This window comes from Streptomyces resistomycificus (assembly GCF_001514265.1).
In the GTDB taxonomy this organism is placed as follows: domain Bacteria; phylum Actinomycetota; class Actinomycetes; order Streptomycetales; family Streptomycetaceae; genus Streptomyces; species Streptomyces resistomycificus.
The window spans coordinates 85,766-98,417 of the sequence record NZ_KQ949003.1; the positions used below are offsets into that span (position 1 = coordinate 85,766).

A 12,652-nucleotide genomic window follows, 5' to 3' on the forward strand; every position below is an offset into this window, starting at 1 on the left:
CACGGGGGAGCGTGCCCTCACCCGTGCAGCGTCAGCACGACCTCGTCGATCTCCTCGCCGCGGGCGTCGGCGTATCCGGTGGCGAGGGCCGCCGGGCGGAAGCCGCACTTGCGCAGGACGCTCAGGGAACCCTCGTTGTCGGCGGCGGCGCGGGCGTACAGCGGGCGTTCCGGCACCTCGGTGAGCAGACCGCGCAGGGCGGCGGTGGCGATGCCCCGCCCCCAGTAGGCGCGGTCCACCCAGTACGTCACCTCGCGCTCGCCCGGCTCCCCGTACACCGCCGCGCTGCCCACCACGTCACCGTCCGCCAGGACCGTCCGTGTCACGGCGGTCGACGAGCGGATCCGCTTCCACCGGGCGTCGAAGGCGTCCCAGTCGGCCGGATCCGCCGGCGTGAAGGCCGCCATGCGCAGCGCCTCCGGGTCGTTGAGCTGCCGGAAGAAGACCGGCAGGTCGCTGTCGTGGACCTCGCGCAGTACGACCAGCATCCTTCAGAGCCTCCGGGTGGCGAGCGTCAGTCGGTCACGGGCGTCGAACAGCGCGTCCTTCACCAGCTGCTCGTGCGCGGGCGTCAGCCGCGCCACCGGCACCGAGCAGCTGATCGCGTCGCGGGCCGGAGTGCGGTAGGGGATCGCCACGCCGAAGCAGCGCAGCCCCAGCGTGTTCTCCTCGCGGTCCACCGCGAAGCCCTGGTCGCGCACCAGGCGCAGCTCCTCGATGAGCTTCTCCCGGTCGGTGATGGTGTGCTCGGTGAGGGCCGGCAGGGTCTCCGGGAGCATCTTGCGGACCTGCTCGTCCGAGTAGGTGCTCAGCAGCGCCTTGCCCAGGGACGTCGAGTGCGCGGGCAGCCGGCGGCCGACCCGGGTGAAGGGGCGCAGGTAGTGCTGCGACTGCCGGGTGGCGAGGTAGACGACGTTGGTGCCGTCCAGCCGGGCCAGGTGGATGGTCTCCGTGGTGTCGTCGGACAGCCGGTCCAGGGTCGGCCGGGCCGCCGCCACCACCTCGTCGCCGTCGATGTACGAGGTGCCGACCAGCAGCGCCCGCACCCCGATGCCGTAACGCGTGCCCGTCGCGTCCGTCTCCACCCAGCCCAGCTCCACGAGCGTGCGCAGCAGCATGTACAGGCTGGACTTGGGGTACCCGACGGCCTCCTGGACCGCCGCCAGGGAGTGCATACCGGGGCGCCCGGCGAAGTACTCCAGCAGTTCCACGGTCCGTACCGCGGACTTGACCTGCGCCCCGCCGCCTGTCTCGGCTGCCGACATCGCCCTTGACCCCTTCGTTGGACGGGAAATAGTCTCCAACAGCATATTCATCATCAGAGACGGCGTTCAGCATATCGAACGACCCTGGTGAATGACCCCAGCAATACGTGGAGGGACCGCGGTGGCAGCAGCACCAGTCTGGAGTGTCGACCCCCGAACCGGGAAGCAGCGTGAACAGGTTGCGGTGGAGGCCACAGCCCAGGAGGTGGACGCCGCCGTCCGCGCCGCGCACGCCGCACGCGGCGCCCTGGCCGACCGGGCGGTCCGCTCGGCCTTCCTGCGCGCCGCCGCCGAGGGCCTGGAGGCGTCCAGGGACCACCTCGTCGAGGCCGCCGACGCCGAGACCGCTCTCGGTCCGGTCCGGCTGACCGGCGAGCTCGCCCGCACCTGCTTCCAGCTGCGGGCCTTCGCCGACATCGTCGACGAGGGCGCCTTCCTCGACGTCGTCATCAACCACCCCGACGACACCGCGACCCCGCCGATCCCGGACCTGCGCCGCTACAAGGTGCCGCTCGGCGTCGTCGCCGTCTACTCGGCCTCCAACTTCCCCTTCGCCTTCTCGGTCGCCGGCGGCGACACCGCGAGCGCGCTGGGCGCCGGCTGCCCGGTCGTCGTCAAGGCCCACCCCGACCACCCGGCGCTGTCCGAGCTGGTCGCGTCCGTGCTGCGACGGGCCGCCGCCGCGCACGGCATCCCCGAGGGCGTCGTCGGTCTCGTGCACGGCTTCGAGGCGGGCATCGAGCTGATCAAGCACCCGCTGGTCGCCGCGGCGGGCTTCACCGGTTCCGTCCGGGGCGGGCGGGCCCTCTTCGACGCGGCGGCCGCGCGGCCGGTGCCGATCCCCTTCCACGGTGAGCTGGGTTCGCTGAACCCGGTCGTGATCACGGAGGCGGCCGCGGCCGAGCGTGCCGAGGCGATCGGCGCCGGTCTCGCCGGTTCGATGACGCTGGGCGTCGGCCAGTTCTGTGTGAAGCCCGGTCTGGTGCTGGCCCCGTCCGGCGCGGCCGGCGACCGGCTGCTGAAGTCCCTCACGGACGCCGTCAGCGACAGCGAGGCCGGTGTCCTGCTCGACCACCGCATGCGGGACAACTTCGTCGCCGGGGTGGCCGAGCGTGCCGAACTGCCCGAGGTCGACTCGCCGGTGACGCCGGGAGCGGGCGGCGAGCACACGGTGAGCGCGGGCTTCCTGACGGTGGCGGCGGACAAGCTGGCCGCCGAGGGCGCCCACGACCTGCTCCTCGAGGAGTGCTTCGGGCCGGTGACGGTGGTGGTGCGCTACGACGACGACACGCAGGCCCAGGCCGTGCTGTCCCGGCTGCCCGGCAACCTCACCGCCACCGTCCACCTGTCGAGCGAGGAGGCGGCCGGCGAGGGACGCGGCGCCGAGATCCTCGCGGAGCTCACGCCGCTCGCCGGCCGGGTGCTGGTGAACGGCTGGCCGACCGGCGTCGCGGTGGCCGCGGCGCAGCACCACGGTGGTCCGTACCCGGCCACGACGTCGACCTCGACCTCCGTCGGCGGCACCGCCATCGAGCGGTGGCTGCGGCCGGTGGCCTACCAGGGCGCGCCCGAGGCGCTGCTCCCGGCGGAGCTGAAGGACGACAACCCGCTGGGGCTGCCCCGCCGGTTCAACGGGCGCCTGGAGCGTTAGGGCCTGTTCCGGTGACGCAGGGGCGCGGTGGACCGCCGACGGCCGGTCGTGTGCGGCCGGCCGTGCGGTTTCCCGCGCCCCTGAGTCACCTCAACGGTCCTGGGACGATCAGCTGATGGACGTCGACCTTCCCGAACTGCCCTTCCTCCTCCGTACCTACGGCCCCGACGGCCACTGGTCCTACGAGGACGGCGCGCTCACCGGCTGGGCCGGGCCCCGGCAGGACCGGTTCGTCACCCCCACGGGGGAGGCGCTCGACCCCGCCTCGGACGCGCCGCGGCTGCTCGGATCGCCGGAAGGGGACTTCCAGCTCATAGCCCACGTCACCGTGGGGTTCTCCGCGTCGTTCGACGCGGGGGCGCTGTACGTCCATGTCGGCGAGCGGGCCTGGGCCAAGCTCTGCCTGGAGTACTCCCCGGACGTGCCCACCGTCTGCACGGTGGTCACCCGGGGGCACTCCGACGACGCCAACTCCTGGACGGTGAACGGCAGGTCCGTCTGGCTCCGGGTGAGCCGCACCGGCCGGGCCCTCGCCTTCCACGCCTCCCGCGACGGGCAGCGCTGGACCTTCGTCCGCCTCTTCACGCTGGGCGACGAGAAGGAGACCGGCGCGGCCCTGGTCGGCTTCATGGCGCAGTCGCCGATGGGGGAGGGGTGTGTGGTGACCTACGACCACATCGAGTTCAGGCCTTCCTGGCCGAGCGACCTGCGAGACGGAAGCTGAGGGCGAAGGTCACCGCGAGCAGGGCCGCGCTGACGGCGAGGCTCAGCCGCATGCCCGCGACGAACCCGTCGGCGACCAGTGCGCCGAACACGGCGATGCCCAGGCCTCCGGCAACCTGCCGTGCCGCGTTGAGCACGCCCGCCGCCAGGCCCGCGCGTTCGGCCGGCACGGCGTCCATCATCGCCGCCGTCAGCGGCGGCACCGTCAGTGCGCAGCCGAGGGCCATCGGCACGAGCAGCACGGCCACCAGCGCCGGCGGCGTGCCGGCGTCGACGTACAGCAGCCCGAGCAGTCCCGCGAGGGCCAGCCCCTGTCCCACCAGCATGGGCAGCCGGGGGCCGTGGCGGCCCGCGAGCTTGCCCGCGATCACGTTCGTCACCGCGATCAGCCCGGTCATCGGCAGGAACAGCAGTCCCGCGGTGAGCGCCGACAGGCCCTGGACCTGCTGGAAGAAGAGCGAGAAGACGAACACCAGGCTGTAGAAGGTGACGCTGACCGCCGCTCCGGCCGCGACCGCCACGCTCACGGTCCGGTCGCGGAAGAGGCCGAGGGGGACGACCGGATGCGGCCCGCGCGCCTCGATCCTGAGGAACGCCGCGGCACTGACGACGGCCACCGCCAGCGCCGCCCAGCCCGCCACGCCGCCCTCGATCACCGCGAAGGTCAGGGCCGTCAGCGCCACCACGGCCGTCACCTGGCCGGGCAGGTCCAGCGGAGCCGGACGGCGCCGTGAGCGCGGGGCCCGGACGAGCAGGACCAGGATCACCATCCCCACCGGGAGATTGACGAAGAAGATCCCCCGCCAGTCCCAGGCCGTGGTCAGCACCCCGCCCGCCACCGGACCCAGCGCCACCGCCGCCGAGCCTCCCGCCGCCCACAGGGCCACCGCGCGGGCCCGCCGGGCCGGATCGGTGTAGGCCTGCCGCACCAGCGCGAGCGACGCCGGGAGCACCACGGCCGCCGCCACGCCCTGCACCACCCGCGCGCCGATCAGGGCCGGCAGGTTGGGCGCCAGCCCGCAGGCCGCCGAGGCGAGCGCGAACACCGCGGTGCCGAGCGCGTAGGCGCGGCTCGCCCCCGCCCGGTCCGAGAAGGCCCCGGTGGACAGCATCAGCGCGGCGAAGGCCAGCGTGTAGGCGTCCACCACCCACTGCAGGCCGGACATGCCGCTGCCGAAGGATGCGCCGATCGCGGGCAGGGCCACGTTCACCACGGACGCGTCGAGGCAGATCAGCCCGAAGCCGAGCAGGGCGGCGGTGAGGGTGAGCGTGGAGGAGGGCCTCTTGGGCGCCAACTCGCGCTCGGCGGCGGCGGTTTGGCCGACCGGTCGGGTCTGGTTCGTTGACATGGCTCCATGCTGCGGATCTGCGCCGTCGTACAGTAGTGGCCGGAATGCCATACACCCGGAGGTTCTGGCCATGTCCCAGCGGTCCGCCCCGCACCGCATCGCCGTCATCGCGCCCTCGCCGGTGTCGATGTTCAACCTCGCCATCCCGGAGATGCTGTTCGGCCGGGTGGAACGCGACGGGCGACCGGGCTACGAGGTGGTCGTCTGCGCGGCCGAGCCGGGACCGGTCCCCACCACCGGGGGCCTGGACCTGTACGTACGGCACGGCCTCGACGCGGTGCGAGGCGCCGACACGGTCCTGGTCGCGGGCACCGGCGCGCCGTTCGAGCCGGAGTCGCGGATCGTGGCCGCCGTCCGTGAGGCGGCAGCCGACGGCAAGCGGATCGCCTCCCTCTGCACCGGCGCCTTCCAACTCGCCGAGGCGGGCCTGCTGGAGGGGCGCAGGGCCACCACGTACTGGGCGCACGCGGAGGAGCTGCGCCGGCGCTACCCGCGGGTCGACCTCCGCGACGACGTGCTGTACGTGCAGGACGGCCCGTACGTGACCTCGTCCGGCTACGCCGCGGGCATCGACCTGTGCCTGCACGTCATCCGCACCGACTACGGCGCCGCCGTCGCCAACGAGGTCGCCCGGCTCGCCCTCGTCGCCCCCGTACGCCCCGGCGGCCAGACCCAGTTCACCCAGACCCCGCTGCCGCCCGAGCGCGGCGCCGTCTGCGCCGACACCCGCGGCTGGGCCATGCGCAACCTCGACAAGCCGCTCACCCTGACCGACCTGGCCCGGCACGCGGGGGTCTCCGTGCGGACGCTCACCCGCCGCTTCCACGCCGAGAGCGGGGTCAGCCCCCTCCAGTGGCTGCTGCACCAGCGCATCGAGCGGGCCAAGGAGCTCCTGGAGACCACCGGCCTGCCCATGGACCAGGTGGCCCGGGCCTGCGGCCTCGGCACGGCCGACTCGCTGCGCGCGCACGTGGTCCGGCGGACCGGGCTGACGCCGAGCGCCTACCGGGCGCAGTTCAGCCACCGGGGAACCACCGCCGACGCGGCCTCGTCTTCCGCCGCGTGATCAGAGAACATCGGACGGTCGAGTCCCTGGTGATCCGGACCGCCGTACCCGCCGACGCACCGGCCCTGACCGCGCTGCACGCGCGGGCCCGGGCGACCTACTACCCGGACGGGGTCCCTGCCGACGGCACCGACTGGTCCGCCGCCTGGCGTACGGCCGTCGAGCGGCCCGACGGCCAGGTGCTGTGCGCGGTCGAGGGGGGACGCGTCATCGCCCTCGCCTCCTTCCGCACCCCCGAAGGGGGATCGGCGGACACGGTCAAGCTGTTCCAGTTCCACGTCGACCCAGACCACTGGCGCCGGGGCGTCGGTGCCGCCCTGCACACGGCCTGCGTGGAGCACTGGCGGGCCGACGGCCGGCGGACGGCCGTCCTGGACGTGCACGTCGACAACCGCCGGGCCCAGGCGTTCTACGCCCGGCACGGCTGGGTGCCGGACCCGCCAAACCCGCCCCGCGAGGGGGATCACCACCTCCTGCTGCGCCGCTCCGTGGACGGGGAATGAAACGGGACGGTTGAATGTTCACGCAACCGGCGGAGGGAGTCTCCGTACCCGCACGACCCGGAAAGAGCCGACACTATGCGCGTCGAGATCTGGAGCGACATCGCCTGCCCCTGGTGCTACGTGGGCAAGGCCCGCTTCGAGAAGGCGCTGGCGGCCTTCCCGCACCGTGAGCAGGTCGAGGTGGTGCACCGGTCGTTCGAGCTGGACCCCGGCCGCGCCAAGGGCGACATCCAGCCGGTGCTCGCGATGCTCACCAAGAAGTACGGCATGAGCGAGGCGCAGGCCCAGGCCGGCGAGGAGAACCTCGGCGCGCAGGCCGCCGCCGAGGGCCTGGAGTACCGCACCCGGGGCCGCGACCACGGCAACACCTTCGACATGCACCGCCTGCTCCACCTGGCCAGGGAGCACGGCGTCCAGGACGAGCTCATCGGCCTGTTCTACCGGGCCAACTTCGCCGAGGAGCGGTCCGTCTTCTCCGAGGGCGAGGAGCGGCTGGTGGAGCTGGCCGTCGCCGCCGGACTCGACGCCGACACCGTCCGCGCGGTGCTCGCCGACCCGGGCGCCTACGCCGACGAGGTCCGCGCCGACGAGCGCGAGGCCGCCGAGCTCGGCGCGAACGGCGTGCCCTTCTTCGTCCTCGACCGCAAGTACGGCGTCTCCGGCGCCCAGCCCGCCGAGGTCTTCGCCCAGGCCCTGACGCAGGCGTGGGGCGAGCGCCCGCCGCTGAAGCTGGTCGACGGCGGCGACGCGCAAGCGTGCGGTCCCGACGGGTGCGCGGTGCCGCAGCACTGAGGGGCGCGGGAAGCGCGCAGGTCAGGGCGGACGTATAAGCGTTGCTTGGCGAGACCCCGTAGAAATTCGCAATGGACGGGAGATGGGCCGGGGCCCACAGTGGTCTCATGGAGACCTTCGAGAGCCGCGTCCGTGCCGAGTTCGCCCCGAAGAACACCTTTCTCAACACCGCCAGCAGCGGGCTGCTGCCCGCCCGTACGGTGGCCGCGCTGCAGGACGCCGCGCAGATGAGGGCCGACGGCCGGCCGCTGGACCCGCTGCACGCGGACGTGGAGGCCGCCCGGGCCGCCTTCGCCCGGCTGGCCGGTGTCCCGGCCGGCCGGGTCGCGGCCGGCTCCTCGGTCGCCGCCTACTCCGGGCTGGTCGCCGCCTCGCTGCCCGCGGGCGCCGAAGTGCTCACCGCCGAGGACGACTTCGCCTCCGTGGTGAACCCCTTCCACACCCGCGGCGACCTCAAGGTGCGGGCCGTGCCGCTGGAGCGGCTCGCCGAGTCCGTCCGCCCGGGCACCGCGCTCGTCGCCGTCAGCTCCGTGCAGTCCGTCGACGGACGGATCGCCGACCTGCCCGCCCTGCGGCAGGCGGCCCGGGAGCACGGCGCCCGTACGTACGTCGACGTCTCCCAGTCCGCCGGCTGGCTGCCGGTGGAGGCGGACGCCCACGACTACACCGTCTGTGTCGGATACAAGTGGCTGCTCGGGCCGCACGGGGTGGGCTTCCTCGTCGTGCCGGAGGACTTCGAGGAGCTGACGCCGATCCTCGCGGGCTGGGTGGCCGGGGAGGCCCCCTGGGACAGCTGCTACGGCCCCGTCACCGAACTCGCCCACTCCGCCCGGCGTTTCGACCTGCCGCCCGCGCTCTTCTCGTACGCCGGTGCGCGCCGCTCCCTCGAACTCCTCGGGGAACTCGGTGTGGACGCCGTGCAGGCCCACGACCTCGCCCTGGCCGACCGCTTCCGCGCGGGGCTCGCCGGCCTCGGTCACGCACCGGTCCCCGCACCCGGCTCGGCGATCGTGTCGGTGCCCGGACTCGGTCACCGCCAGCCCGAGTTGGCCGACGCGGGCATCCAGGTCTCCCACCGCGCGGGCAACCTGCGGGCCTCCTTCCACCTGTACAACACGACGGCGGACGTCGACCGACTGCTGGACGTCCTGGTCGGCTGAGAACCGCCGGCGCGGGCGCCCTGCGGAACACACAGGAGCGGGCGGTGTCGGAAGGCGCGGGCCGCAAACCCGACGCCTTCTGACACCGCCCGCTCCGGGTCGGCCTACTTCACCGGTGTGAAGTCCCGGGCCCCGATGAACTCGGGCCGCCGCACCGGTGCCGCGAACGGCTCGACCGCCTCGTTCTCCACGCTGTTGAACACGATGAAGACGTTGCTGCGCGGGAAGGGCGTGATGTTGTCACCCGAGCCGTGCATGCAGTTGCAGTCGAACCAGGTCGCCGAACCGGCCTTGCCGGTGAACAGCTTGATGCCGTACTCGCTCGCCATGGCGGTCAGCGCCTCGTCGGAGGGCGTGCCCGCGTCCTGCATCTGGAGCGACTTCTTGTAGTTGTCCTTCGGCGTGGCCCCCGCGCACCCGAGGAACGTGCGGTGCGACCCCGGCATGATCATGAGACCGCCGTTGGTGTCGTAGTTCTCGGTGAGCGCGATCGAGACCGACACCGTCCGCATGTTGGGCAGACCGTCCTCGGCGTGCCAGGTCTCGAAGTCGGAGTGCCAGTAGAAGCCGCTGGCGCCGAAGCCCGGCTTGACGTTGATCCGCGACTGGTGGACGTACACGTCCGAACCGAGGATCTGGCGGGCCCGGCCGACGACCCGCTCGTCACGCACGAGCTTCGCGAAGATCTCGCTGATCTTGTGCACCTCGAAGACGGAGCGGATCTCCTGGGACTGCGGCTCCACGATGGAACGCTCGTCGGCCCGGATCGCGGGATCCGTGACGATCCGCTCCAACTCGCGCTGGTACAGGGGTACCTCGTCCGGGCCGATGAGCTGGTCGATGGCGAGGAAGCCGTCCCGCTCGAACGACTGGAGCTCCATGTCGGCGATCGGCCCGGCGGTGCCGGGAGCGGACCACACGACCGGGTCCTTGCGCGGGGTGGCCACCTCGGTGGCGCCGCGACTGGGGTAGAGGTCGGGAATCGTGGTGGCGGTGGTCATGGTGATCTCACACCTCCTCGGTGAGCAGCGGGTACACGCCGTTCTCGTCGTGGTCCTCCCGGCCGGTCACGGGCGGGTTGAACACACAGATGCAGCGGAAGTCCTTCTTGATCCGCATCGTGTGCCGCTCGTGGCCGTCGAGCAGGTACATGGTCCCGGGCGTGATGGTGTACTTCTGCCCGGTCTCGTCGTCGGTGAGCTCGGCCTCGCCCTCCACGCACACGACGGCCTCGATGTGGTTCGCGTACCACATCGACGTCTCCGTGCCCGCGTACAGGATCGTCTCGTGCAGGGAGAAGCCGACCTTCTCCTTGGCGAGGACGATGCGTTTGCTCTCCCAGGTGCCGGACTCGGCCTTCACGTGCCGGTCGGTTCCTTCGATGTCCTTGAACGAACGGACGATCACGGTGCTGCGATGCCTCCTAGGTGGATGTGCTGATTCGGTCAGGCGGTTTCCCGGACGGCGCGGGCGAGGATGCTCAGCCCCGCGTCCAGTTCCTCGGGCGTGATGGTGAGAGCCGGCAGCAGCTTCACGACCTCGCTCTCCGGGCCCGACGTCTCGATGAGCAGGCCGAGTTCGAAGGCGCGCTTCGCGATCCGGCCGGCCCGCTCCTTGTCGTGGAACTCCATGCCCCACACGAGGCCCCGGCCCCGGTACTCCTTCACGTCGGCGAGGTTCTCCTCCGTGATGGAGATGAAGGCCTGCTCGACCTGCTCGCCGCGGGCGCGGGTCTGCTTCTCCATCGCGGAGCCGTCCGCCCAGTACGCCTCCAGGGTGGCGGTGGCGGTGACGAAGGCGGGGTTGTTGCCGCGGAAGGTGCCGTTGTGCTCGCCCGGCTCCCAGATGTCGAGCTCGGGCTTGAACAGGCACAGCGACATCGGCATGCCGTAGCCGCTGATGGACTTGGACACGGTGACGATGTCGGGCGTGATGCCGGCCTCCTCGAAGGAGAAGAAGGCGCCCGTACGTCCGCAGCCCATCTGGATGTCGTCGACGATGAGCAGCATGTCCTGCCGCTCGCACAGCTCGGACAGGGCGCGCAGCCACTCCGGGCGCGCGACGTTGATGCCGCCCTCGCCCTGCACGGTCTCCACGATCACGGCGGCGGGCTTGTTGAGGCCGGATCCCTGGTCCTCCAGGAGCCGCTCGAACCAGAGGAAGTCCGGGACCTTGCCCTCGAAGTAGTTGTCGAACGGCATCGGGGTGCCGTGGACCAGCGGGATGCCCGCGCCGGCCCGCTTGAACGCGTTGCCGGTCACGGCCAGCGAGCCGAGCGACATGCCGTGGAAGGCGTTGGTGAACGACACGATGGCCTCGCGGCCCTTCACCTTCCGCGCCAGCTTCAGCGCGGCCTCCACCGCGTTGGTCCCCGTGGGGCCGGGGAACATGACCTTGTACGGCAGGTCGCGCGGCCCGAGCACCAGGCTCTGGAAGGACTCCAGGAAGGTCCGCTTGGCGGTGGTCGACATGTCGAGCCCGTGCGTGACGCCGTCACGCTCCAGGTAGTCGATCAACGCGCGTTTGAGGACGGGGTTGTTGTGGCCGTAGTTCAGTGACCCGGCTCCGGCGAAGAAGTCGAGGTACTCGTGGCCGTCCTCGTCGTACATGCGGCTGCCCTGGGCGCGGTCGAAGACGGCGGGCCAGCCGCGGCAGTAGCTGCGCACCTCGGACTCGACGGTCTCGAAGACGCTGAGGTCGGGCTGGGTGATGGTCACGACGAATCGCTCCTCGTTGCGTGGGGGGTCAGGCAGACGGCGTGAGGGAAAGGGGCCCGATGCGGTACAGCACCTCGGGGTCGTGCGGGCCGTCCGGGAACACAGCGGTGTCGAACAGCACCTCGCGCTCCAGCCGGGCGCCGTGGCGCTCGGCGAACGACGTGAACAGGCGCTCCGAGGCGGTGTTGCCCGGGGTGATGGTGGTCTCGACCGTGGTCAGCCCGCGCTCGGCGGCGACCCGTGCGACGAGGCCATCCAGCAGGGCGGCGGCGAGCCCGCGTCCGCGGTGCGTCTCGTCCACCGCCACCTGCCAGACGAGCAGGGTGTCCGGGCGGTCCGGGCGGAGGTAACCGGTGACGAAACCGACCGGCTCGCCGTGCTCGTCGCGCGCCACGGCCGAGGTGTCGGCGAAGTCGCGGCACCACAGCAGATAGCTGTAGGACGAGTTCAGGTCGAGAACCTTCGAGTCCCTTGCCATCCGCCACAGCGCGGCTCCGTCCGCCACCTCCGGGCGGTCGATTTGCAGGTCTGCTTGTGCGGCAGTCATGCAAATTGAATTTACCGAGGGAAATTGAAAAATGCATCGCCGGGTGGGGTTACGTACTGGCGCCTTCTGTGTTATCCGCGCGGGCGTACGCTGGGCAATGTTCCGATTTGCCCCGGAAATAAGGTGCATAACGGGTGGCATGTGTAACGCGTCACAGCCATGTAACCTGCACGAGATCTGCCCGCATTTCCCCGGCTGGCGTTCGCAGAATCTTTGCGTTTAGGTCGAGAAAAAGCGGGAAGAAGATTACGGGAAGCTACGCGGAATTACTTTACCGGAATTACCCGGGAATTAAGCTCCGGTGACCCCGTCTATCCGCTCCCGCACAATGTCGGCGTGACCGTTGTGCCGCGCGTACTCCTCGATCATGTGGACGTACACCCAGCGCAGGCTGACCTCCAGCCCGGCCATGAACCCGTCGGCGATCCGCCCCACGTCGTCCAGCGACCGCCCCGCGCACACCTCGTCCCCCCGCGCGATCTCCCGCCGCCACACCTCCAGCGCCTCGTCGAGCCCGCGCTCCGGTTCGAGGGCGTAGCCGTTCCCCTCGCCGTACAGCGGCGGTACGTCGAGCCCCGCGGCCACCCGCTGGAACCAGTTGCGTTCGACCTCCGCGAGATGCTGCACCAGCCCGAGCAGCGTGAGCGAGGACGGCTTCGCGGACGCGGTCCGCACCTGCGTGTCGTCCAGCCCCGCGCACTTGAGCTCCAGCGTGGCGCGGTGGAAGGCGAGCCAGCTCTCCAGCATGGGGCGCTCTTCGCCGGTCAGGAGGGGGACGGGGCGGCCGTCGGGAAGGGTGAGGGGCGTTTCGGCGGTCATGCCGGCGAGCATGGCACGCGGGTGGGACAACGGCGCCCGGCACAGGCGCCGTTCAGCCAC

At 71.7% G+C, this 12,652-nt stretch carries 14 protein-coding genes; 6 read left to right on the plus strand and 8 right to left on the minus strand.

Annotated elements, in window-relative coordinates:
* Positions 1-17: 17 nt before the first annotated feature.
* Both AQJ84_RS35360 and AQJ84_RS35365 read right to left on the minus strand, forming a co-directional pair.
* The gene (locus AQJ84_RS35360; RefSeq protein ID WP_030040025.1) at positions 18-488 is read right to left on the minus strand and encodes a GNAT family N-acetyltransferase; all 471 of its coding nucleotides are present in this window, start codon (positions 486-488) and stop codon (positions 18-20) included.
* 3 nt (positions 489-491) lie between these two features.
* Positions 492-1,265: an IclR family transcriptional regulator gene (locus AQJ84_RS35365; protein ID WP_030040026.1), complete on the minus strand. Its 774-nt coding sequence runs from the start codon at positions 1,263-1,265 to the stop codon at positions 492-494.
* Between the two features lie 121 nt (positions 1,266-1,386).
* On the opposite strand from AQJ84_RS35365, the gene AQJ84_RS35370 reads away from it, so the two are divergent.
* Positions 1,387-2,916 carry an aldehyde dehydrogenase (NADP(+)) gene (locus tag AQJ84_RS35370; protein WP_078631838.1) on the plus strand — a complete coding sequence of 510 codons (1,530 nt, stop codon included), beginning with the start codon at positions 1,387-1,389 and terminating at the stop codon, positions 2,914-2,916.
* Positions 2,917-3,031: 115 nt separating this feature from the next.
* Complete coding sequence (locus AQJ84_RS35375; RefSeq protein ID WP_030040028.1) at positions 3,032-3,640, plus strand: DUF1349 domain-containing protein; 609 nt, start codon at positions 3,032-3,034, stop codon at positions 3,638-3,640.
* Here AQJ84_RS35375 and AQJ84_RS35380 read toward each other — a convergent pair.
* Positions 3,600-4,988: an MFS transporter gene (locus tag AQJ84_RS35380; protein ID WP_030040029.1), complete on the minus strand. Its 1,389-nt coding sequence runs from the start codon at positions 4,986-4,988 to the stop codon at positions 3,600-3,602. The two genes, AQJ84_RS35375 and AQJ84_RS35380, sit on opposite strands and share 41 nt — an antisense overlap.
* A gap of 70 nt (positions 4,989-5,058) precedes the next feature.
* Between AQJ84_RS35380 and AQJ84_RS35385 the strand changes: the two genes are divergently transcribed.
* The 4 genes from AQJ84_RS35385 to AQJ84_RS35400 all read left to right on the plus strand — a co-directional run bounded on the left by AQJ84_RS35385 (position 5,059) and on the right by AQJ84_RS35400 (position 8,509).
* Positions 5,059-6,054 (plus strand): GlxA family transcriptional regulator, encoded by a 996-nt coding sequence (locus tag AQJ84_RS35385; protein WP_053191881.1) that lies wholly within the window; start codon positions 5,059-5,061, stop codon positions 6,052-6,054.
* Positions 6,054-6,557 (plus strand): GNAT family N-acetyltransferase, encoded by a 504-nt coding sequence (locus tag AQJ84_RS35390; protein WP_374935406.1) that lies wholly within the window; start codon positions 6,054-6,056, stop codon positions 6,555-6,557. The genes AQJ84_RS35385 and AQJ84_RS35390 overlap by 1 nt, the downstream gene beginning before the upstream one ends.
* 75 nt (positions 6,558-6,632) lie before the next feature.
* A complete protein-coding gene (locus tag AQJ84_RS35395) occupies positions 6,633-7,349 on the plus strand; it encodes a DsbA family oxidoreductase (protein WP_030040031.1) in 717 nt (238 codons plus the stop codon).
* A 107-nt stretch (positions 7,350-7,456) separates the two neighbouring features.
* Positions 7,457-8,509, plus strand: coding sequence for an aminotransferase class V-fold PLP-dependent enzyme (locus AQJ84_RS35400; RefSeq protein ID WP_030040032.1), 1,053 nt, complete (start codon positions 7,457-7,459; stop codon positions 8,507-8,509).
* A 104-nt stretch (positions 8,510-8,613) separates the two neighbouring features.
* Here AQJ84_RS35400 and thpD read toward each other — a convergent pair whose 3' ends face one another.
* The 5 genes from thpD to AQJ84_RS35425 all read right to left on the minus strand — a co-directional run bounded on the left by thpD (position 8,614) and on the right by AQJ84_RS35425 (position 12,592).
* A complete protein-coding gene (gene thpD / locus AQJ84_RS35405; RefSeq protein WP_030040033.1) occupies positions 8,614-9,510 on the minus strand; it encodes an ectoine hydroxylase in 897 nt (298 codons plus the stop codon).
* A gap of 7 nt (positions 9,511-9,517) precedes the next feature.
* Positions 9,518-9,916: an ectoine synthase gene (locus tag AQJ84_RS35410; protein WP_030040034.1), complete on the minus strand. Its 399-nt coding sequence runs from the start codon at positions 9,914-9,916 to the stop codon at positions 9,518-9,520.
* A gap of 38 nt (positions 9,917-9,954) precedes the next feature.
* Positions 9,955-11,226: a diaminobutyrate--2-oxoglutarate transaminase gene (ectB, locus tag AQJ84_RS35415; RefSeq protein ID WP_030040035.1), complete on the minus strand. Its 1,272-nt coding sequence runs from the start codon at positions 11,224-11,226 to the stop codon at positions 9,955-9,957.
* 28 nt (positions 11,227-11,254) lie between these two features.
* Complete coding sequence (gene ectA, locus AQJ84_RS35420) at positions 11,255-11,773, minus strand: diaminobutyrate acetyltransferase (RefSeq protein ID WP_030040036.1); 519 nt, start codon at positions 11,771-11,773, stop codon at positions 11,255-11,257.
* A gap of 291 nt (positions 11,774-12,064) precedes the next feature.
* Positions 12,065-12,592: a DinB family protein gene (locus AQJ84_RS35425; RefSeq protein ID WP_030040037.1), complete on the minus strand. Its 528-nt coding sequence runs from the start codon at positions 12,590-12,592 to the stop codon at positions 12,065-12,067.
* Positions 12,593-12,652: the final 60 nt, after the last annotated feature.